Origin of the sequence: Streptomyces sp. NPDC059247, from assembly GCF_042754005.1 — a bacterium.
Taxonomy (GTDB): domain Bacteria; phylum Actinomycetota; class Actinomycetes; order Streptomycetales; family Streptomycetaceae; genus Streptomyces.
Window position 1 is genome coordinate 816,163 of record NZ_JBHYZW010000001.1, and the last position, 20,779, is coordinate 836,941.

Sequence of the window (20,779 nt, forward strand, 5' to 3'; positions counted from 1 at the left end):
CGGTGATGACCACGCCGTAGTCCGCGACGGCGCTCTTCGTACCGATGTCCCAGCTCCAGGCATTCCGACTCGCCCGGCACCGGCCGGGCCTACGGTTGCGGGTCAGTGCCGGATTCCGACCGGCTTCCCCTGGTGCTGAATGAATGTCAGCCGGAGTGCAACACGGATCGGTTCCGGCCGTCAAGACGGTCCGTGCCCCCTCTCCGGCGCCCGGACCGCGCGCCGCCGCGACCGAACCCGCCACGGCTGGCGGTCCTTTGACCACTGGGGTAGCGTCCTGGGCTGCCACATGGGGGAATCCGGTGCGAGGCCGGAGCTGACGCGCAGCGGTATGGGACGGCGGGGGCCGCTCCCGAGCCCGAATGCCCATACGGCGACGCAGTACACGAAGCCGTACCACGCGTTCCGGACGGCGGCTCCCCCGGCCATGCCCGGCCGTGCTCCCGTACGGCGGCACGCGGTGTGACCCCGGAGCGGCCGACGTCCGCCGATCTCCAGGAGCAGGCCATGTCCCGTCCCCGCACCTCCCGCCGCCTCGCGCTCGCGGTGCCCGCCGCGCTCGGCGCCCTCGCCCTCACCGTGCCGCCCGCCCTCGCGACCTCCACCCCCGCGCAGATCGCCACGTCCAGGACCAATGGCGTCGCCTACCTCAAGTCCCTTCAGGCGGCGGACGGTTCCTACGCCGGATCGGGACTCTCCAACGAGTGGGCGTTCAGCGCCTTCGCCGCGTCCGGGACGGCGGTCGTCGACGTCGCCCCGGGCGGCGACACCACCAAGAACGCCAGGACCGTCTACCGCACCCTGCTGTCCACGGCCGCCTGGCCGTCCGCGACCCCGGTGGTCACCGACTACGAGCGCGGCACGCTCAACGCGTACGCCGCGGGCATCGACCCGGCCCGGGTCTCCGCCTCCCGCAATCTCGTCGCGGACATCTACGCGTACTGGCAGACGGCCGAGCCGGGTTACTTCGGGCCGTCCGCGAACTTCAACGGCACCGTCTTCGCCGCGCTCGCGCTGGGCGGCGCGAAGACCCAGACGGGCACCGCCCGCGTGCCGCAGGCGCTCAGCGACGCGCTCGTGGCCAAGCTGCGCGCCAACCAGCACAACGACGGCGGGTGGACCTACCAGAAGGTCGAGGGCAACCCGACCGGCATCAACTCCGCGAGCGACATCGACATGACCGGCGCCGCGATGGCCGCCCTGTGCGCCTCCGGAGTGCCCGGCACCGACACGGACGTCGTCCAGGCCAAGAACTTCCTGAAGGGCAAGCTGGTCAGCGCCTCGGGCGCCTTCAACTCCCTCTACGGGGTCAACACCAGCTCCAACGGCTGGGGCGTCGCGGGCCTCAACGCCTGTGGGATCAACCCGCAGTCGGCGGAGTTCACCACCGTCAGCACCAAGACGCCGGTCGACTTCCTCATCGCCAACCAGTTCTCCCCGGCGGGCGGCTTCAAGTACAAGCCCGCCGACACCGCGCCCTCCTCCTACTCCTCGATCGACGCGCTGCGCGCCGTCGCCGGAGGCGGCTTCACCACGGCTCCGCCGGTCCCGGTCACCCCGGGCGCCACCCGGTGGGTGGCCCAGTCCGCCTTCACCCCGGGCACCGCCACGAAGCTGGCGCTGAGCGTCGACGACGGCAGCGGGAACCTGAAGGTCTGCTCGGTGTCCTTCACGCCCACGGCGGCGACCACCACCCTCGGCGAGGTCCTCGACGCCGCGACCACCTCCGCCACCCCGTCCGGCTGCGTCACCGGAGTGACCCCCTCCGCGGGCACCGGCGCGATCACCACGCTCAACGGCAAGTCCGGCAGCGGTACGAACACCTGGAAGGTCGGCGTCGACGGCTCGGCCTTCACCGGAGCCCTCAAGGAGAAGACGGTGAACGTCGGCGACACCATCGCGCTGCGCTGGGGAGCCTGATCCCCCGGGGGCGGGGGCCCGTGGCGCCGGGCCCCCGCCCCCGGTCCTTCGTGTCCGGCCCTGACGGAGTCCGGCGCCGCTAGAACGCGGTCCAGGTGAAGGAGACTTCGTCACCGGCGTTCAGCTTGAACTGGCAGCCGCCGACCGGGGTGGACGTGCCGTTGACCGCGATGTTCCAGTAGGCCGCGCCGCCGCCGCTGACGTTCTTGACGGTGTCGACGGAGAAGTCGTCGAACGAGGCGTACCAGGTGCCGTCCCAGGTGAAGCCGTTCTTCCTGGCGGCGTCGTCCAGCGCGGCGGTGGGCGTGGGGACGGCGGTCGGATGGGCCGCGCCGTTGGTGCCGTCGCACTTGTGGGTCCCGCCGGTGGCCGTGGTCACGTCATGGCCCTTGGTCCTGATCTTGCCCTTGAACAGCAGCCCGTTCGGACCCTGCACGGTCAGACCGACCTTGACCGCCGCGTTCGTGGTGGGCCCGGCGTGCGCCAGGGCGGGCGCGGTGGTGAGGGCGAGCCCCAGGGCGGCCGTGACGACGAGGGCGTGACGGGCGAGGTGCGGGCGCATGTGATGCCTTTCGGACGGGGCGGGCGCGCGGACGGCCCTGTCCGCCGCCAGCTCCGCCGCGACAGCCGGGAACGGGCTGCCGACGGGATGACGGCTCCAGGCTCCGCGCTGCAGACCATGACAGGGGAAGCGGTACGGCCATGTGCTGGGCTTCCCGGCTCGGGGCGCGCGAGCGCCCCACACGGTTGCAGGTCAGCGCCGGATTCCCACCGGCTTCCCCCAGGTCACACGACCATTCAGTTGGGTGCCCGGACCGGCCGGGCAGTTGAATCGTACGGTCGGATTCCCACGGTGAACAGGGGTTGCCCTCCAGCTCAGTTGGCACAGGGGCCGGAAGCCGCTTGTGCCGTGCGGTTCTCCCTCACCCCGGTCGGCGCACCCGGTCGGCGCCCCCACAGGGCGTCAGGGCCCACCCCGGGTTCACCCGGTCCGCCCCGGGTCCGGCCCACCGTGTCGTACGGCGGGCCGGACCCGGGGCGGAGCCGGTGTCAGGGAGTCGGGCCGAGCTTCTGCCAGGAGTCGCTCACTCCCGGTTCGTCACCGGCCCTGTTCCACCACTTGGCGCGCCAGCGGAAACCGTTCCACGACACCGTGGAGGCGCGGGCGCCCTGGGTGTCCCCGGCGACGATCTTGGTGCCGGGGGCGGTGCCGGAGTCCCGTGGGGCGGCGAGGTGGGCCGGTGCCGTCCACCAGTTCTCCCCGTCGGCGTAGGCGGCCAGGGCGTACGAGCCGCCGTGTGCCGGACGGCCGGAGACCGTGCGGTCGAGCTGCGGTCTCCCGTCCGCGTCGAGCGGGGCCAGCCGCCACCACTGGGGCACCGCGCCGTCGCAGTCCCGTACGGTCAGGGTGCCGCCCGCCGTGGTGGCCCCGAGGCACTGGTCGTGGCCGCCGCTGGCGGACTTGATCCGGTACCACCCGGAGCCGCCGTCCTCCGCGACGGTCCACAGCTGGTTCCGGTTGCCGTTCTGCTTGTCCATCAGGTGCGCGTCGCCCCAACCGCCCGGGTGGTCCAGCACGTTGCCGCTGTTGCGGTCCTCGATGATCCACTGGTCGCCGGTCTGCCAGAACGCGAACGACGGGTTCGGGTTGTAGGCGTGCCTGCCCCAGGGAGCGGCCTCGCAGGTGTTCCCCGCGGTGGGCGCGGGCGGGTCCGTCACGGTCACCGCGCGCCGGGCGTCGCTGGTGGAGCCGTACTCCTGCCCGCCGATCCTGAACGTGATGTTCGAGGGGCCGGTGACCGGCAGGTAGTACGTGAGGTCGATGTCCTTCGACTTGCCCGCCGGGACGTCCTCGCAGTAGCCGAGCTTGAGCGTCAGCCGGTGGAAGTCGCCCTTCAGCCCACCGGCGTTGGAGCCTTGGTGGCCGGGGGTCAGGCCCGGCAGCTCCTTCCAGTTGCCGTCCTTGACCAGTGCCGACGTGGAGGTCGGCAGGTCGAACGCGATCTCGGTGCCCTGGGCCAGCGGCACCCGGGACCTGTTGGTGATCCGCAGCTTCGGCCGGAGCGGATACAGGTCAGTGCCGTAGTCGACCAGCTCGGCCGTCACGTCCACGACCTGCTTCGGCAGCGCCCGGCCCGCCCGCTCGGAGCCGTACGGGGCCGCGCCCCGCAGGGCCGTGTCGAGCCGGGTCGTCAGATCGTGCCCGATGCCCCATTCGCCGTTGTCCCGGCGGGTGTAGTCACCGGCCAGCTCCCACACCATGACCCCGCCGATGCCCTTGTCGGCGACGTACCGGGCCTTGGCGTCCACGGACTGCTCGTCCTCGGTGGACAGGAACGTCCTGGTCGTCCCGTTCCACAGCCACGGCGCCTTGAGGGTGTCGTCGTACTGCCGCTGGTAGGGGCCGGGGAGCGGAGCCGCCGGGTCGATGCCGTAGTTCCACAGATAGCGCGGGGTCCTGCCGTCCTGGAGGTTCTTCGCGTGCCACATCGGGTTCGACCCGGCCGCTATCTCCCGGCCGGACGGATCGCGGTCGTGCCAGAGGTTGTCCACCCCGGTGGCGCCGTCGCCGCACGCCTGACCGTTGAGCCCGGTCCCGGGCTGGCACGTCGACTGGTCCGCCTTGGCCTCGCCCCACAACCCGGCGCCGACACCACCGCTGACGTTCCGCCAGCCACGGGTGTAGTAGGGCAGACCGAGGTTGATCCGGCCGGGCTGGAGCGCGCCCCGGTAGTAGTGGTAGGCCCAGTCGGTGTTGAAGTAGCCGGTCCTGCCGAACTCGGGGGTGTCGTACACGCTGCCGCCCTTGGCGGCGATCAGCTCGGAGTCCCGGCCGTCGTCGTACAGCGGAGCCTGCGGACCGACGTGGCTGTTCCAGGAGCCGTGCAGGTCGTACGTCATCACATTGACGAAGTCCTGGTACTGGAGGGCTGGTTGGGCGTCCGATCCGCGCACCAGGTAGCCGGAGCCGGAGGCCGCCGACGTCAGCAGGTAGTACCGGCCCTGGGCGGCGCCCGCTCCGTCGAGCTTCGCCCGCAGCGTCCGCATCAGCGCGTTGTAGCCGTCCGCGAGGCCCTTGCGCTGGGCCTCTCCGATCCCCGACCAGTCCATCGGGTTGCCGGTCTGCGGCAGCTTCGACGGGTACTCGAAGTCGATGTCCACTCCGTTGAAGCCGTACCGGTCGAGGAAGGCGACCACCGAGTCGGCGAAGGTGTCGATGCCGCCCTGGTTCACCGAACCGTCGGCGTTCGTGGTCATCCGGTAGAAGCCGGTCGTCTCGGCCCAACCGCCCACCGAGATCAGGGTCTTCACCGCCGGATGCGCCCGCTTGTAGCGGGTGAGCAGGTTGAAGTGGCCCCGGTACGGCAGCGAGGTGTCCATCTCGGCCCCGGCGACGCCCGGCCAGGCGAGCGAGGTGGCCTCCGGGCCGACCGCGATCCGGTTCCCCGAGTCCACCCGCGCGAAGGCGTAGTTGACGTGGCTGACCTTGCTCCAGGGAATGTTCTTCACCAGATAGCGGGCCTCGCCGTTGCCGCCGGTGCGCCAGCCGGTGAAGTAGCCGACGACCCGCCGGGTCCGCCCGTTGCCGAGCCACTCGCGGCCCGCGCCGTCGTACACGTCGCAGTAGCGGGGGCTGGTGCCGGGAACGGGGGTGAGGCCGTCCGGGCGGCAGTCGCCACCGGCGGCGGGCTTGACGCCCCGGTCGTCGGGCGAGGTGTCCACCGGGTCCCCGGCCGCCGCCGGGTCCTTGCCGGGCGGGGGTGTGACCGGGTTGGCGGGGGTGCCGGGACGGTCGGTCTCGTCGCCCTCGCAGGCGTTCAGGGCGAGTTCCGAACCGTTGTCGGCGTCGGTGACGGCCAGGCAGCGGCTGGCCGCCTGGTTCCTGAGCCAGCTTCCCGTGAGCGTCCACCGCTGGTTGTCGCCGGTGCCGCAGGTCCCCTGCCGTACGCGCCCGTTCGCCGTGTCGGCGTCGAGACACATGCCGCTGTGGACGTTCGCCAGCCGCCCCCCCTCGTCGAACGACCACTGCTGCTGGGCGCCCTGGCCGCAGGTCCACTGCCGCACGCGTCCGCCGTCCCGCCGTCCGCCGCCGTCGCCCGTGTCCACCTCCAGGCACCGGCCGCTGAACCCGGACCGCACCGTGCGGTCGCCGCTGGTGGCGAAGTTGCGCCGGTCCGTGCTCTTCCAGCCCACCGGGACCGGCTCCGCCGACTGGCCGGGGTTGCGGTTGATGATCCGGGCGAGCAGCCCGCCACCGGGGTAGTCCATCATGACCACACCGGTGTTGAAGGCGAGGTCGGTCCGCTCCAGGTAGTCGTACGCCCAGTGGTTGACGCCCCAGTAGCCGCGCCAGCCTCCGGCGATCTGGTACGGGAAGCCGCCCGCCAGACCGTCCCCGGGTCCGCCCGCTCCGTTCAGCCACGTGTAGTAGAGGTGGGTCGGGTCCTTGTCCTCACTGGCCCTCTCGATCGTGGTCCGGGCCCGCTCCCACTTCCACTTGGCGTCCGTGACGATGAAGTCGTATGCGCTCTCGATGTAGCGCGGGTTGTCCGCGTCGGCCAGACCCCAGTCGCTGATCGTGCCGCCGCAGGCGCCGCGGAAGGTGTTGACGACGATCTTCCCCCGCACCTCCCCGATCTTCGGCGCCCCGGGCGCCGGGGTGCCCGCCGGGCGCAGCACGGACGGGCTCCAGAAGTACCGGCCGTAGCGGGCGCTGTCGGTGTACTTCCGCAGCTCCTGCGACATCTGCCCCGCCGCCGGGCCGCCGCACTCGCCGCCCTCCTTGGCGAAGCTGACCAGGACCGTCTCGCCGGGATGCGTGTCGAGCCACTTCGTCAGCGGGTCCAGCACCCCCTCGCCCAGCGCGTGGTGCTGCCCCGCGATGCCGTGGTACAGCCACAGCCGGTCGCCTTCGGGGCCGTTGGGATAGACCCGGAGGTCGAGGGCCCGGATGCCGGAGTTCAGCTGCTGGGTCAGGTTGGTCCGCGAGTCGCCGCCCCAGAGCCATTCCTGGGTGGTCGCCAGGTCCCCGCCGTAGTAGGCCATGGTGTCGTGGCTGCCGGGGATCGACAGGAACGCCAGCGGCGTCTCGTCCGGGACCTGTCGCATCCAGTCGGGGTTGGACGTCGTGGCCAGGCTCTTGTAGTACGGCCAGCCGTACGAGTCGTCCGAGGAGGCGGCCCGCGCGGGAGCCGCCGTCCCGACGGCGGCGACGAGCCCCGCGAGCAGCGCCGCCACCAGGCCGAACACCAGGGGGACCCGCCCCGGGGGTCCCGTCTTCCGTCTCAGGAGCCCTCGTCCAGGCAGTACAGCCACAGTGTTCCCTTCCGTTCTCTTCCGGCCCCGGAGACAGCGCGTCGGCCGTGCTCAGGGGCGTACACGGCCGACACTGCCGGTGGGTGATCAACGGAAGATCAACAGAAGATCAACGGGACTCGCGGGGCCGTCGACGCCGGGGACGGCGCGGTACGGGCCCCGGCCGGGGCCCGCCGGGGGACCCGTCAGGCCGTACGGGCCGCCTCGCCTTCCGAGGTCTTGAGACCCCCGGGCGGAAGGTCCTCCCCCGGCCGTTCCTCCGGCGCCCGGCCCAGGGCGCGGATCGCCGGTATCGCCAGCATCACGGCGATGCACACCAGGCCCATGACCGACGAGAACAGCAGCACCCGGTCGGCGCCCCCCACGGCCTCGGACGCCGGGCCCGCCAGCGCGCGGCCCAGCGGGATGACCATGATGGAACCGGCCACGTCGTAGGCCGAGACCCGGCTGAGGACGGCCAGCGGGATGTGCGACTGGACGCTCGTCGCCCACATCACGCCCCAGAAGGCGAAGCCGCAGCCCGCGATCACCCCGGTGACCGCCGTCCAGGTGAACGACCAGCCCAGGGCGGGCGCCAGCGGATTGAGGGAGAAGAAGAACATCGCACAGGCCCCCGCGACCAGCGGGCGGCGCGGCCGGACCCTCATGCCGAGCAGACCGCCGACGATCGTGCCCGCGCCGTCGGCGGAGGCGATCCAGCCGTAGCCGCTCGCCCCGTGCTGCTCGGTGAGCAGCGCAGCGCCCAGCGGCAGGGCCGGGCCGAAGACGAGGAGCCCGTACACCGACCAGACCGCGATGACCCCCCACAGCCAGGGCCGCGAGCGGAACTCCTGCCAGCCGGTGGCCAGCCGCCGCAGCATCGGGTCGTCGCTCTCGTCCCGGACGGTGCCGAGCTTGCGCAGCGGGGCCAGGCCCAGCGCGCTGAGCGCGTACGCCGCCGCGATGACGACGAACGACCCGGCCACGTCCCAGTAGGCCACCAGGAGTCCGGCGACGCCGGGGCCCAGCAGGGTGCAGATCGCCTCGGCGATCCGCAGCAGCGCGTTGGCCCGCTGGATGTCCTCGGCGACCTGCGGCACCAGGCTCGCGAGACCCGGCTGGAACATGGCGGTCGCGGCGCCGCTCAGCGCCAGCAGGGCCATGATGTGCCACAGCCGGATGTCCGTGGTGATCAGCAGCAGCGCCAGCACGAGCATGGCCACCATGCGGACCACGTCGGCGCCGACCATCATCACCTGAGGGGTGAACCGGTCGGCGAGCACCCCGCCGAACAGGACGAGCAGCACGATCGGCGCCATCCACGCGGCCAGCGCGTACCCGACGCCCGCCGCCCCGTACCCCGCCCCGAGGACGGCGGTGGTCAGCGACACCATCAGCATTCCGTCGGCCAGCAGCGAGGTGCTGCGGGCCATGAAGAACAGCCGGAAGCGGCTGGACCGCCACGGGCTGGGCGGAGCGCTCGGCTCCGGTCGCGCGGTCATCTCATCCTTGGTCATGTGACATCCCGGTCCCGGCCGGTTCCTTCCACGAGGATCTGCTGACGGAGCCACGCGTCGTCCGACGCACCGGCGGGGGCGTCCCGGACGATCACGTAACGGCGCGGGGCCAGCACGCCGGGACGGCCGGGCAGGACGTCCATCAGCGCGGTGTGCGCGCCCGCCGGAGTGAGGGGGGAGACGCCCGCGGCGACGAACGCCGTCAGGCCCGGCACCCTCCCGTCGTCCCCGGGGGCGTCCGCGACGACATGGACGGGCAGGCCCCCGAGGGCCTTGCCCAGGGCCTCCGCGACCAGCGGCGGCGAGACCCACGACCCGTCGGTCCTGACCCACTCCGGGCCGCGCGCGGCCGGACGGACCCCGGTGACCTCGGTGAGCGAGGCCAGCGGCACGTCGGCGTCCGCCGCCGCCTCCAGGAGCCGTACGAGCCCGGTGAGGAGGGCCTCGGCCTCGGCGCGGGAGAACAGCGCCGGGTCGGCCCAGGTGGCGAGGTGCACGGCGGGTGCGGTCGCGTACACGAAGGTGAGGACCCGGGTGGGCAGCACCTGGTCGGGGCCCCAGCTCAGTTCGAGCTCCGGCGGCTCCGCGCCCTGCTCGGCGGTGGCGTCCTCGGTGGTCTCGGCGACGGTCGCCGGGAGCGTGCTGACGTCGTTGAAGACGACGTCCCGGGCGAACTGGCCGCCCCGCTCGAAGGTCGTCCGGCCGATCATGTCCCACAGCGCGAGCGCGTCGAACTGGCTGTGCCGGTAGGCGCCGAGCGCCGCCCCCCACGCCTTGCGCAGCAGTGTGTCGAAGCCGTCGACCCGCAGGTCGAGGGAGAGCAGCGCGTCCTGCGAGACGGTGTTCACCGCGCGGGCGAGCCGGGGGTGGTAGCGGTTGGAGGTGGGGACGGCCGCGACGCACTCGCTCTGTCCGGCCCGGTGGGCGACCAGGGCGCACCAGGCGGTCAGCAGGACGGTGGCGGGCAGACCGCCGGTCCGTTCGGCGACACCCGCCAGGGCGCGCGCGGCCCGCGCGGAGCGCAGCACGAGCCGGGGCGTCCGGATCTCGGTGCCCTCGGCGCCCGGCTCCGCGAACATGGCCTGGGGCCCGGTGCGGATGATCCGCTCCCAATGGCGCAGCGACGCCTGGGACTTGCGCAGCCCGGCCGGGGTCGACTCCTCGGCGGCCAGGTCGAGCGGGGCGAGCGAGGACGGCGGAGGAAGCTCCTCGCCGGAGAGCAGGGCCAGCCACTCCTCCTTGAGGACGGCGAGGGCGCTGACGTCGGTGAGGGCGTGACTCGCCGCGAGGGAGACGAAGACGGGCGCGCCGTCCAGGGCGACGAGGGAGACCCGGAGGGCGGGATCCCGGTCGAGCCGGAAGCGTTCGGCGCGGGCCTCGCGGGCCAACTCCTCCGCGTACGCGGCGGGTTCGGCGGGAAGCTCGGCGTGGTCGAGAACGGTGACGGTGAACTCGCCCCCGGCGGCCACGACCTGCTCGGTGGGCGCGCCCTCGGCCCTGTGCGGGAAGGTGGTGCGCAGGGCCTCGTGGCGGACCACGAGCGCCCGCAGGGCGTCCACCGCCTCTTCCGTCCGGGTGCCCCCGGGGACCGGCCACACGTCGTGGATGTTGATGTGCGCGGGCTCGTCCCGCACCATGCAGCGGATCATGTTGGCCTGCCCCATGGTGACGGGGCCGCGGCGCTCCTCGCCGCCCGTGTACGGGACGGTGAGGGTGTGGCTGGTCCTCGGGAGCGAGGGTGCTCGCTCGCTCATGCGATGCCTTTCGGGGAGCGGAGGGCTGCTGCGGGTTCTCGGGTCCCCGGTGCGTCGGCCGGTCGGGCCGACGGCGGCGGGGCGGTGAGCGGGTGTTCGCGTCCGGCGCGGGTCACGGCCTCCCAGGCGTCGATCAGGAGGGCGAAGTCCGCCATGTCCCGGACGGCTTCGTCGAGGAGCCGGCCGCGGCGGTCGCGGAGGGTGTCGGCGGCGGTGGTGTAGCGCCCGCCCAGGGTGCGGTAGGCGCGGTCGAGGACGTCGAGCCGCCGGATGTTCTCCGTGGGGTCGGTGCGGACGCCGTCGCGTACGGCTCGCGCGACGGCGGCGGCGCGGACGTGCCCGTCGCCGTCGAGCAGGGCGTCACCGGACTCCTTCAGCGCCGCGTAGACGGCGTTGAGGTGCGGGGCGGCCAGCAGGAACTTGGCGAAGCGCACGTGGTAGGCGAGGAATCCTTCGTCGGAACGACGCTCACCTGTATGGAAGTTGACGATGTGTCGGTTGTGCAGGACGCCGGGGAGGCGGGCGTCGTGGACCAGGTGGATGAGGAAGTAGTCGCTGCCGATGGTGTCGGTGGCGGGAGGCAGCGGCACCCGGGCGTACACCGCGCGGTCGAAGGCGATGTTGCACATGTCGACGCGCATCGGACTGACGGTGGTGAGGGTGGTGAGGTCGTCGGTGAACCTGGCGGTCCCGGCGCCCCGGAAGGACTCCGCGACGAGGTTCCTGCGCCAGATCTCCGGATACCCCTCGGGCAGCGACAGGCCGACGACCTCCTCGTACACGGCGGGGTCGATCCGGCGGATCTCCTCGACGTCCACCGACATCTCGCCCACGAAGGAGCCGCCGACCATGGCCACGGGCCGGTCCGCGAGGGCCGGGTCGAGCCTGCTCCGGGTGACCTGTCCGGCCAGTTCCCCGGCGCGCCGCCCGAGCGACGCCAGCTCGTGGTGGAGGGGGAACACCGGTGCGCCGTCCAGGTGCTGGTAGCGGCTGTCCGAGTCCCTGCGGTGGACCGAGGAGCAGCCCAGGGCCTCGGCGATGAGGAAGGCGCGGTTGGTGCAGGCCCCGTAGGAGACGTCGGCCGGCAGCATCAGGTCGAGGACCCGGTCCGGTGCGGTGACGCCGGAGGCGGTGATCACCTCCCGCAGGAAGTCCCGCTGCTCGGCCTCGTCGAAGTGGTGGGTGACCACGCCGGGGGCCGGGGGGAGCGCGGCGACGGCGGCCCGGTGTCCGGCGAGCACGGAGGCTTCGGAGGAGTCCAGGATCAGCAGCCGTACCTCGACGCCGAAGTGACGGGCCCCGTGGGCCGCCTCCTCGGCGACGGCCCGGATCGTCTCGGCGCAGGCGCGGTTGGTGGGGAGGGTCAGGCAGACGCGGCGCACGACGGCTCCCCGCCCTGCCCGGCCGTGACGGGCGCGTCGCCGGGAGCGGCCGGGGTGCCCTGGGCTGCCGGGGCGGCCGGGGCGGCGGCGGCCGTCGTGGTGTTGTCCGGGACCGTGAGCTCGTCGGTGCCGTGCCACGAGGTCAGGCCGAGGAGGCGGCTGCCCAGTTCGTCGAGGGCGGCGGTCGGGTAGCGCTTGGACTCGTGCAGGACCGGGTCGCCGACGAGGGTCCGGTTCCAGCGCGGGGTGCGCAGATGGCGCCAGGAGTCGACGCGGGAGCGCCGGAGCCGCTCGTGCTCCTCCAGGGCGGGCATCATCGAGAGGTACTGGACCGCCCGGACCTGGTCGTCGGAGGTGTTGCGGGCCACGCCGTGGGCGAGGAGGCCGTTCCAGATCAGCAGGTCGCCGGGGTGCAGATCGGGGCGGACGACGGGGTACTCGGCGCGGTCGACGTCGGGGCGGAGCGGGTCGCGGTCGGCCGGCTGGGCGATCTTCCACTCCTCGAAGCGGCGGAACAGCTCGGGGTTGCACTGGAAGCCGCCGGACTCGGGCCGGGTGTCGTTCAGCGCGATGATCCCCTGGACCCGCTGCGGCGGGACGCCGAGGGTGGTGTCGATGTCCCAGTGGAGTTCGATGTCGAAGCCCCGGTCGGTGGCCTCGATGAGGGCGCGGTCGCGGTTGCCCCTGTTGGGCGGGTTGAGGTTGAGCCGGTCGAGGGTCACCCACAGCTCTTCGCAGTCCCAGACGTCCACGAAGGCGTCGTAGACCCGCTGGGACTGGCGGTTGTCCCAGAGCAGCTGGTGGTGGTACGCCTCGACGAAGCCGTAGACGTGCAGCTGCTGGTCGAGCTCGGAGCGGAACGGGCGGTCCTCGTACCAGCTGTCCGGGCGCTCCGGGTCGAGTCCCTGGAACTCCCAGGTGAAGTCGAGGAGGCGGCGGGCGTCCGCCGCGGGTATCGCCTCGCGGACGATGACGTAGCCGTACGTCTGCCAGTGGGCGAAGTCCTCTTCGGACAGGACCCGCAGCGGGCGGGTCTTCTCCAGCTCCCGCAGGGTGGTCTGGGCGAGGTAGGACTCGCCGTCCGCGCTGAGGTAGGGGCGGTCCGAGGGCGCCCGGTGAAGGCGCGGACGGGGACGGCGGGGTGCGGGTGACGTCATGGGGTCCCTCCAGAACGGGAGTCGGGGGAGGTGGTCCGGCTCGTCGGGTACGGTCGCCCGGAGCAGCACGCGGCGGCCCTCGGCGCGGGGCCGGTGGCAGACGGCGGGACAGGAAGCGGCCGGGGGACGCACGGGTGCCCCGACCTGGTCATTCAGCAGAATTGGTTTAGACCATAGCTGTTGTCAAGTGTCATCTCAATATGCGGAGTTGCCCCGGCGGGTCGGCACCTTTGGTCTAGACAACGGCTGCGGAACTCGCCTAGTGTCCCCGGTGCGCGGTCCGGTTTCCTAGGGGGAATCAGCCGGCCTTCTTCGCCGCGCCCCGCGGTCAACGACGACCATGCGCACGGATGTCCGCCCTGACCCCGCGGACCCGTGGCAGCGCACCGGCGGCCCCGGATCACCGTGGCCGCAGCGCTTTCGTTCCGCCCACCGGCCGACACCCCTGACTGTTCACACGTCCCCAGAGGGAGCGGTTTTCCATGAGCACACCCAGCACCACGGTCCTGCCGGACAGTGGCCTGAAGAGCCCCGGCCCGGGGCTGATCACGCTGGACCCCGTCCACACCGCCCTCCTGCACGGTCTGGACGACCTGCTCACCGGACTGGCCGCGCGCCTCTCCGCGCCCGAGGTCGTCGGCCCTCCGCTGCTGTCCGTCGAGAGCCTCGCCCGGCTCGACTTCTTCCGCAACTTCCCCCATCTCGGGGTGTCCGCGGGGCGGTTCGCCCCCGACGCGCTCGACGGCCTCGCCACCGGAGAGGCCCCGGGAGAGCTGCCCCTCAGCCCCACCGGCTATCTGCTGCCCTCCGCCACCTGCTACGGGCTGCTGCTCTCCCTGGAGGGCCGGGACGTGGGCGAGGACGGCCTCCGGCTGTCCGCCGCCGGACGCTGTTTCCGCAACGAGACCCACTACGACGGACTGCGCCGCCTGTGGGGCTTCCACATGCGCGAGGTCGTCTACATCGGCACCAAGCAGGGCTCCCTCGACCACCTCGACCGGGGAGCCGAGTTCATCCAGGAGGCCGCCGGTCTCCTGGGCCTGGAACTGAAGCGGGCCGTCGCCGACGACCCGTTCTACGACAAGGGCGGCTCCCGCGCCCGGCTGATGGCCCTCGACCCGGTCAAGCACGAGTTCTGCGCGCCCGACGGCACCGCCATCGCCTCCGTGAACCGCCACCGCAACTTCTTCGGGGAGCGCCTCGACATCCGCGCCGGTTCGGCCGGGCCCGCCTACAGCGCCTGCGTCGCCTTCGGCCTCGAACGCTGGGTCCACACCATGATCCTCACCCACGGAACCCCCGAGCGGGCCCTCGACCGGCTCCGCGACGCCCGCTCCTGAGGCGCCCGCCGCGCCCGCCCGCACCCGACACGACCTGACAGACTCGACACCCGAGGAGAGATCTTTTCCCATGGACGTCCGCATCACCGAGTGGCTGCACGAGAAGAACCCCGGCCTCGACGGCCCGATCGACACCGACGAGGACCTCATCGAGGCCCGGCTCATCGACTCGATGGACTTCCTGGAGTTCATCGACCTGCTGGAGGAGCTCTCCGGCACCAGCATCGACCTCCAGGACGTCACCATCGACGACTTCCGCACCCTGGGCCGGGTGCGGGAGCGCTTCCTGAGCACCACCGGATGAGCCTCCGTCCGTGAACGCGGGACCCGTCGCGGGACGGGGACCGGGGGCCGTACGAGCACCGCTGCCGGGGACCGCACGGGCCTCCGGGACGGAGTCCGTACGGGACCCCGGGGCGGGGCGAGCCCCGTGGCCGGGGGCCGGGCGCGACCCGGGACCGGAACCCCCGCGGGGACGGGTGCCGGGGGCCGTACCTCCGGAGCCCTCGCCCCGGGCGGACGCGGCGCCGGTCCCGGACCCGCGCCCGGCCGTCGCCGCCGTGGCGACCACCCGGGAGGTCCTCGCCCTGCCGGAACTGCACGAAGGGCTCCTCGAGGACTGGGAACTGCGCCGACTGGCCGCCGCCCGGCTGCCGGAACGCAGGGCCGACGCGCTGGCGGCCCGTCTGCTCGTACGGCTCTGCGCCGCGCGGTTCACCGGGCTTCCGGTCACGGGGGCGGCCCCGGCCCAGTGGTGCCCCGACTGCGGACGGCACGGCCACGGCCGCCCCTACCTGCCCGGTCGTCCCGGGACCGGCGTCAGCCTGAGCCACGCCGACGGGGTGGTCGCCGCAGCCGTCGGGCCGGGGCCGATCGGCGTCGACGTGGAACCGGCGGCCCGGCGACCGGGTTCTCTACGGGTGCTGCGGCGGCTGTTGCCGGAGACCGGACTGCGCGCGGCGGCGGCCCTGCCGGACCCCGGCCCGGAACTGCTCCGGCTGTGGGTCCGCAGGGAGGCCCTGTTCAAGGCGGGCGCCGACGTGAGCCCGTCCGGGACCGCCGGGTTCGAGGCGGGCGCCGACACGGGTCCGTCCGGTACCGCCGGGGGAGACGCCAGGGCCGACCCGTCCCGGACCGCCGGGGGCGGTTCCACGGACGGCCCGGACCCGTCCGGCTTCGGCTCCCGGCCCGTCCTCCGGCTGCTCGAATGGACTGACGACCGCCGGGCCGCCGTGGCCGCCGTGGCGGGCACCGGTCCGGTGACGGTCCTCGCCGCTCTCGGACCGCTCGGGCCGTGACGGCTACGGGACGCGGACGCGGACGCCGACCGTGCGGACCACTTGGGTGAGGCCCTTCTCACTCCGGCTCCGGCGCCTCGGCGTACGGTCCGCCCATCCGCCCCCGTCCGCCGTGGACGGGCCGCTCACTTCGAGGGCGTACGGCCCCCGACGGCGGGTCGGCCCGTAAGGAAGCGCCGGGGAGGACGGGGACGCCGGACGGGCGCCCGTCCCGCCCGTGGGACGCGGCCGATCGGCGGAGATCCCGGCGTCCGGCCTGTGATCCCTGCGACAGGCGGGCGTCGCGGGTGGTAGGCCGTTGGCCATGCAGCCAGGCACAGCACCGAAGGTGAACCCCTTCCTCCGCACGGCCGCCGCCTACGCGTGGCGCCTCATCGTCGTCGGCGCGTTCGTGTACGGCCTGTTCGCGGTGCTCGGGCGCTTCCACGAGATCGGCGTCGCCGTCTTCCTGGGCCTGGTGGTCACCGCGCTCCTGCGGCCCGTCGCCGATCTGCTCGCCCGGCGGCTGCCGCGCGGCCCGGCCGTCGCCGTCACCCTCCTCGGGGGCGCGGCCCTCGTCCTCGGCGTGCTCACCCTCGTCGGCGAGGCGGTCGCGGGCGAGCGGACGACGCTGGTCCGGGAGTTCCGGGAGGGGATCGGCCGGATCGAGGACTGGCTGGAACGGCCGCCGTTCCGGCTCGACCCGGGGGCGCTCGCCGACCTCCAGGACAAGGCGGGGGAGTTCCTCTCCAGTCATCGCTCGGCCCTGCTGAGCACGGCCCTGAGCGGGGCGGGCCAGGTGGTCGCGGTGTTCACCGCGCTGGCCCTCGCGGTGTTCTGCTCCGTCTTCTTCCTCTACTCGGGGGACCGCCAATGGGCTTGGTTCCAGGAGCAGTTGCCCCTCTCGGTCCGGGGCCGCACGGGCATCGCCGGGCGCGCCGCCTGGCGCACCTTCACCGGCTACACCCACGGCATCGTCCTGGTGGCCGCGACGAACGCGGTGCTCGTCGGGGTGGCGCTGTGGCTGCTCGGCGTGCCGCTCGCGGTGCCGCTCGCCCTGCTGGAGTTCCTCGCCGCGTTCGTGCCGCTGATCGGCTCGCCGGTCGCCCTCGCGGTCGCCACCGTCGTGGCGCTCGCCGCGAAGGGGCCGCTGGTGGCGGGGATCGTGATCGCCCTGATCGTGGTGATCGGCCAGATCGAGGGCCATCTGCTGCATCCGCTCGTCATGAGCCGGGCCGTCCGGCTCCATCCGCTGGTCGTCGCCCTCTCGGTGGTCGCGGGATCGATCGCCGCGGGCATCGTCGGCGCCGTGGTGGCCGTACCGCTGGTCTCGGTCGTCTGGTCGGTCCACACGGCGCTGCGGGACGCCCGGCGCGCGGCGGCGGAACCGCCGTCGAACCCACCCGTTCCGAAGGAATCCTGAGAGATCGTCAGAAAAGACGGTGGCCAGCGGAGTTCACCTCTCCGTTGCCGTCCGGGGTATTGCGCGGCGCTGTCGCCCTCTCTACTCTCCCGCCAATGGTTAGGAATATTTCCTAACCATTGGCCATGGAGGAAAGGGAGTTGTCATGCGTCGAAGAAGCGTCTCGCTTCTCGGGCTCGCGGGCCTGCTGGCGGTGCCCCTGACGGTCCTGCCGCAGGCACGGGCCGCCGACGGCCCGGTGTCCACCGGAAAGGCGGTGACCGCCTCGTCCGTCGAGAGCCCGGCGTTCGGAGCCGGTCTCGCGGTGGACGGCAGCACGGGCACCCGCTGGGCGAGCCTCGAAGGGGTCGATCCGCAGTGGATCCGCGTCGACCTCGGGGCGAACCACACCGTCTCCCGGGTGAAGCTCAACTGGGAGGCCGCCTACGGCAAGGCGTACCGCGTCCAGACCTCGGCCGACGGGACCACCTGGACCGACGTCTACTCCACCACCACCGGTGACGGCGCCGTCGACGACCTGACGGTCTCCGGCAGCGGCCGGTACGTCCGTGTGTACGGCACCGGGCGCGGCACCGCGTACGGCTACTCCCTCTGGGAGTTCGAGGTGTACGGCGCGCCCAGCGGCGGGGGCGACGGCGGCGGGACGACGGCCGTGCCCTTCGGCAGCCACCTCAAGCCCTACGCGGCGGGCACCCTGAAGCCCTCCGGCGCCCAGGCGTCGAACGACCAGAAGGTCGTCGACTACTACAACCGGTGGAAGTCCGCCTTCGTCCGCCAGAACTGCGGCAACGGCTGGTACCAGGTCATCTCGCCCGACGCCGACCACCCCTACGTCGCCGAGGCCCAGGGTTACGGGATGGTCGTCACCGCCACGATGGCCGGTGCCGACCCCGAGGCCAAGAAGATCTTCGACGGTCTGGTGAAGTGGAAGATCGACCACCCGTCCTCGGTCAACCCGGACCTGCTCGCCGCCGAACAGGACACCGCCTGCAAGAGCGTCAACGGCGGCGACGGAGCCACCGACGGTGACATGGACGTCGCCTACGGCCTGCTCCTCGCCGACAAGCAGTGGGGCAGCACCGGCACGTACGACTACAAGGGCCTCGCCCTCAAGCACATCGCCGCGATCAAGAAGGACGAGCTCAACCCGACGAGCAAGCTCCTGAAGCTCGGCGACTGGAGCAGCCCGGGCGACCAGTACTACTGGATCACCCGCACCTCGGACTGGATGGTCGACCACTTCCGGGCCTTCCGCGCCGCCACCGGCGACACCACCTGGGACGCCGTGCGCACCGCGCACCAGACCCAGATCTCCCGCCTCCAGTCGACCTACGCCTCCGGCACCGGTCTGCTGCCCGACTTCGTCGTCGACACCGGCACCACGCCCAAGCCCGCCCCCGGCAAGGTCCTGGAGGACCCGAACGACGGCGCCTACTGGTGGAACGCCTGTCGCACCCCCTGGCGCATCGCCGACGACGCCGTGACCAGCGGGGACGCCACTTCGCTCGCCGCCGCACGCAAGATGAACGGCTGGATCAAGACGAAGACGGGCGGCGACCCCAACAAGATCGCCATCGGCTACAAGCTCAACGGCACCCAGATCTCCTCCGGCAGCGAGGCCGCCTTCTTCGCCCCGTTCGCGGTCGCGGCGATGACGGACCCGGGCAGCCAGGCGTGGCTGGACGCCCTGTGGAACAAGATGCTGGCCACCCCGATCGACACCAGCAGCTACTTCTCCGCGAGCATCCAGCTCCAGGTCATGATCACGGTCTCCGGCAACCACTGGGTCCCGTAACCCCGCCCCGGCCGACGCCCCTCACCTCGCGACGGACAGGGCGGTGAGGGGCGTCCGGCCGACGCGACCGGGCACCACAGGGGAGGCCGCGCCGCCGCGGACTCCCCGGCGGTGGGCCGGGTCCGGTGCGGCCCGGCGACCGGGTGCGACGGAAGGCCGGGCCAGGCAGGGCAGCGAGCCAGAGCCCCCGACCCCCACGGGACCAGGCACCCGCCCGTAGGGGGCGCGCCTCTGCCCGTACGGGACTCGGGCTCTGCCCCGTACGAGACCCGGACCCTTCCCGTACGCGGTCCGGACCCTTCCCGTACGGGAACCCGGACTCATACCCGTACGGGAACCCGGACCCTTCCCGTACAGGGGTCCGATCCCCTTCTCGTACGGGCCCGGCCTCGTCCCGTGCGGCCGTGGTCCGCCCGGAGGGCCAACGGCCCCGGCCCCGGTTTCCCGCCCCGGTCCGGAGGGCGGGCGCGGCGGCGGCCCCGTCCCCGTGCCTCGGTAGAGTCACGGACATGCTCGATCTGATCGCACCCACCGCTCACCTGCGCTCCTCCTGGCTGGAGGCGTTCCGGGAGTGGCCCGTCGACGGCCCCGGCGCGCGGCAGGACGGTGCCGGACTGGGCCTCGTGCCCGAGGGCGGACCCGACGGGCCCGAGGACTTCGCCGCCTGGACGGAGCGACTGCGCGGACAGGGCGACCCCGCCGTGCCCGCCGCCCCCGGCCGGGTCCACGCCACGTACCTGTGGATCGTCGAGGACGACACGTACCTCGGCGCCGCCGAACTGCGCCACTCCCTCAACGACTTCCTCCTGGAGGCGGGCGGCCACATCGGCTACAGCGTCCGGCCCTCCGCCCGCCGCCGGGGCGTCGCCACCCGCGCCCTCGCCGCTCTCCTGCCCCGCGCCCGCGCCCTCGGACTCGACCGGGTGCTCCTCACCTGCGACGAGGACAACCCCGGCTCGGCGCGGACGATCGAACGCAACGGCGGCGTCCTGGAGGACGTCCGCTCCGGCGCGTACGGCACCAGGCGCCGCTACTGGATCGACCTCGACCTCGACGGCCCGGGGCGGGACCGGTGATCGAACGGCTCGTCCCCGACGTCGTCGCCACGGCCTGGCGGTCCGACGACACCGAACCGGTGACCCTCTTCCCCGAGGAGGAGGCCCTCCTCACCCGCGCCGTGGAGGTACGGCGCCGGGAGTTCGCCACCGTACGCCTCTGCGCCCGCCTGGCACTGCGCCGGATAGGTATGCCCGCGACCCCGCTGACGCGCGGTCCGCGCGGGGAGCCGCGCTGGCCGGAGGGCGTGGCCGGGAGCATGACCCACTGCGAGGGCTACCGGGCCGCCGCGCTCGCCAGGACCACGGACGTCCTGTCGATCGGCATCGACGCGGAGCCCGCGGGGCCCCTGCCCGACGGCGTCCTCGACGTCGTGTCGCTCCCCGGCGAGCGCGGCCATCTCGCGGACCTCGCCTCCCGCGCCCCTCGACTGCCCTGGGACCGGCTGCTGTTCAGCGCCAAGGAGAGCGTCTTCAAGACGTGGTACCCGCTGACCCGGCGCGAACTGGGATTCGACGAGGCGGAGGTGGAGTTCACCCCGGGCGACCGGACCTCGCCCCACGAAGGCACCTTCCGCGCCCGGCTGCTGGTCCCCGGCGCGACGGCCGGCGGCACCCGGTACGACGGCTTCACCGGACGCTGGCTGGCGCACGACGGGCTGGTCCTCACCGCGATCGTCCTGCCCCGGTGACCGGTCCCCCCACCCGCGGTCCGTCGGAGCCGGGGACCGGCACGCCCTGAGCCGTACGGGGAAGGGGAGGCGACCGTGGCACGGGGCGGGACCGCGGGGCGCGGGCACCCCGCCGACCTGCGCGGACACGGCCGCACCGACATCGTCCGGGCGCGGGGAGAGCCGCCGGGGA

General features: G+C 73.1%; 14 protein-coding genes and 3 riboswitches. Of the genes, 8 read left to right on the plus strand and 6 right to left on the minus strand.

The annotated features are described in order from the left end of the window. Positions 1-58: 58 nt before the first annotated feature. Positions 59-129: riboswitch (cobalamin riboswitch) on the minus strand. Positions 130-289: 160 nt separating this feature from the next. After that, positions 290-368, plus strand: a riboswitch (cobalamin riboswitch). Positions 369-507: 139 nt separating this feature from the next. Further along, the gene (locus tag ACFXGN_RS03405; protein ID WP_384852792.1) at positions 508-1,920 is read left to right on the plus strand and encodes a hypothetical protein; all 1,413 of its coding nucleotides are present in this window, start codon (positions 508-510) and stop codon (positions 1,918-1,920) included. Positions 1,921-1,999: 79 nt separating this feature from the next. Here the strand turns inward: ACFXGN_RS03405 and ACFXGN_RS03410 are convergent, their stop codons facing one another. From ACFXGN_RS03410 to ACFXGN_RS03435, 6 genes are all read right to left on the minus strand, one after another. Next, complete coding sequence (locus ACFXGN_RS03410; RefSeq protein ID WP_384852795.1) at positions 2,000-2,482, minus strand: DUF4430 domain-containing protein; 483 nt, start codon at positions 2,480-2,482, stop codon at positions 2,000-2,002. 147 nt (positions 2,483-2,629) lie between these two features. Continuing rightward, a riboswitch (cobalamin riboswitch) is annotated at positions 2,630-2,702 on the minus strand. Between the two features lie 268 nt (positions 2,703-2,970). Continuing rightward, positions 2,971-7,236 carry a glycosyl hydrolase family 18 protein gene (locus ACFXGN_RS03415; RefSeq protein WP_384852798.1) on the minus strand — a complete coding sequence of 1,422 codons (4,266 nt, stop codon included), beginning with the start codon at positions 7,234-7,236 and terminating at the stop codon, positions 2,971-2,973. Between the two features lie 185 nt (positions 7,237-7,421). Beyond that, positions 7,422-8,732: an MFS transporter gene (locus tag ACFXGN_RS03420; protein ID WP_384852800.1), complete on the minus strand. Its 1,311-nt coding sequence runs from the start codon at positions 8,730-8,732 to the stop codon at positions 7,422-7,424. Further along, on the minus strand, positions 8,729-10,486 hold the full coding sequence (locus ACFXGN_RS03425) for a condensation domain-containing protein (RefSeq protein ID WP_384852802.1): 1,758 nt from the start codon (positions 10,484-10,486) through the stop codon (positions 8,729-8,731). Before ACFXGN_RS03425 ends, ACFXGN_RS03420 begins: the two co-directional genes overlap by 4 nt. After that, complete coding sequence (locus tag ACFXGN_RS03430) at positions 10,483-11,868, minus strand: DUF6271 family protein (protein WP_384852805.1); 1,386 nt, start codon at positions 11,866-11,868, stop codon at positions 10,483-10,485. The genes ACFXGN_RS03425 and ACFXGN_RS03430 overlap by 4 nt, the downstream gene beginning before the upstream one ends. Beyond that, the gene (locus ACFXGN_RS03435; protein ID WP_384852807.1) at positions 11,850-13,025 is read right to left on the minus strand and encodes a phytanoyl-CoA dioxygenase family protein; all 1,176 of its coding nucleotides are present in this window, start codon (positions 13,023-13,025) and stop codon (positions 11,850-11,852) included. The genes ACFXGN_RS03430 and ACFXGN_RS03435 overlap by 19 nt, the downstream gene beginning before the upstream one ends. Positions 13,026-13,507: 482 nt before the next feature. Here ACFXGN_RS03435 and ACFXGN_RS03440 point away from each other — a divergent pair, with 482 nt between their 5' ends. The 7 genes from ACFXGN_RS03440 (at position 13,508) to ACFXGN_RS03470 (ending at position 20,607) form a co-directional block, all read left to right on the plus strand. Beyond that, on the plus strand, positions 13,508-14,365 hold the full coding sequence (locus ACFXGN_RS03440; RefSeq protein WP_384852809.1) for a hypothetical protein: 858 nt from the start codon (positions 13,508-13,510) through the stop codon (positions 14,363-14,365). Positions 14,366-14,435: 70 nt separating this feature from the next. Beyond that, on the plus strand, positions 14,436-14,669 hold the full coding sequence (locus ACFXGN_RS03445; protein WP_384852812.1) for an acyl carrier protein: 234 nt from the start codon (positions 14,436-14,438) through the stop codon (positions 14,667-14,669). Positions 14,670-14,925: 256 nt separating this feature from the next. After that, positions 14,926-15,663, plus strand: coding sequence for a 4'-phosphopantetheinyl transferase family protein (locus ACFXGN_RS03450; RefSeq protein ID WP_384852813.1), 738 nt, complete (start codon positions 14,926-14,928; stop codon positions 15,661-15,663). Positions 15,664-15,967: 304 nt separating this feature from the next. Beyond that, on the plus strand, positions 15,968-17,065 hold the full coding sequence (locus ACFXGN_RS03455) for an AI-2E family transporter (protein ID WP_384852816.1): 1,098 nt from the start codon (positions 15,968-15,970) through the stop codon (positions 17,063-17,065). A gap of 145 nt (positions 17,066-17,210) precedes the next feature. Beyond that, on the plus strand, positions 17,211-18,860 hold the full coding sequence (locus ACFXGN_RS03460) for a glycosyl hydrolase family 8 (RefSeq protein ID WP_384852818.1): 1,650 nt from the start codon (positions 17,211-17,213) through the stop codon (positions 18,858-18,860). A 509-nt stretch (positions 18,861-19,369) separates the two neighbouring features. Continuing rightward, entirely contained in the window at positions 19,370-19,936 is a 567-nt protein-coding gene (locus ACFXGN_RS03465) for a GNAT family N-acetyltransferase (protein WP_384852821.1), read from the plus strand. Next, positions 19,933-20,607: a 4'-phosphopantetheinyl transferase gene (locus ACFXGN_RS03470; RefSeq protein ID WP_384852824.1), complete on the plus strand. Its 675-nt coding sequence runs from the start codon at positions 19,933-19,935 to the stop codon at positions 20,605-20,607. Before ACFXGN_RS03465 ends, ACFXGN_RS03470 begins: the two co-directional genes overlap by 4 nt. Positions 20,608-20,779 lie beyond the last annotated feature (172 nt).

Excerpts from the sequence above, each read along its gene's own strand:
- ACFXGN_RS03405 (WP_384852792.1), top strand. The coding sequence starts at position 508 with ATGTCCCGTCCCCGCACCTCCCGCCGCCTCGCGCTCGCGGTGCCCGCC.
- ACFXGN_RS03410 (WP_384852795.1), bottom strand. The coding sequence starts at position 2,482 with ATGCGCCCGCACCTCGCCCGTCACGCCCTCGTCGTCACGGCCGCCCTG.
- ACFXGN_RS03420 (WP_384852800.1), bottom strand. The coding sequence starts at position 8,732 with ATGACCAAGGATGAGATGACCGCGCGACCGGAGCCGAGCGCTCCGCCC.
- ACFXGN_RS03425 (WP_384852802.1), bottom strand. The coding sequence starts at position 10,486 with ATGAGCGAGCGAGCACCCTCGCTCCCGAGGACCAGCCACACCCTCACC.
- ACFXGN_RS03435 (WP_384852807.1), bottom strand. The coding sequence starts at position 13,025 with ATGACGTCACCCGCACCCCGCCGTCCCCGTCCGCGCCTTCACCGGGCG.
- ACFXGN_RS03440 (WP_384852809.1), top strand. The coding sequence starts at position 13,508 with ATGAGCACACCCAGCACCACGGTCCTGCCGGACAGTGGCCTGAAGAGC.
- ACFXGN_RS03445 (WP_384852812.1), top strand. The coding sequence starts at position 14,436 with ATGGACGTCCGCATCACCGAGTGGCTGCACGAGAAGAACCCCGGCCTC.
- ACFXGN_RS03455 (WP_384852816.1), top strand. The coding sequence starts at position 15,968 with ATGCAGCCAGGCACAGCACCGAAGGTGAACCCCTTCCTCCGCACGGCC.
- ACFXGN_RS03460 (WP_384852818.1), top strand. The coding sequence starts at position 17,211 with ATGCGTCGAAGAAGCGTCTCGCTTCTCGGGCTCGCGGGCCTGCTGGCG.
- ACFXGN_RS03465 (WP_384852821.1), top strand. The coding sequence starts at position 19,370 with ATGCTCGATCTGATCGCACCCACCGCTCACCTGCGCTCCTCCTGGCTG.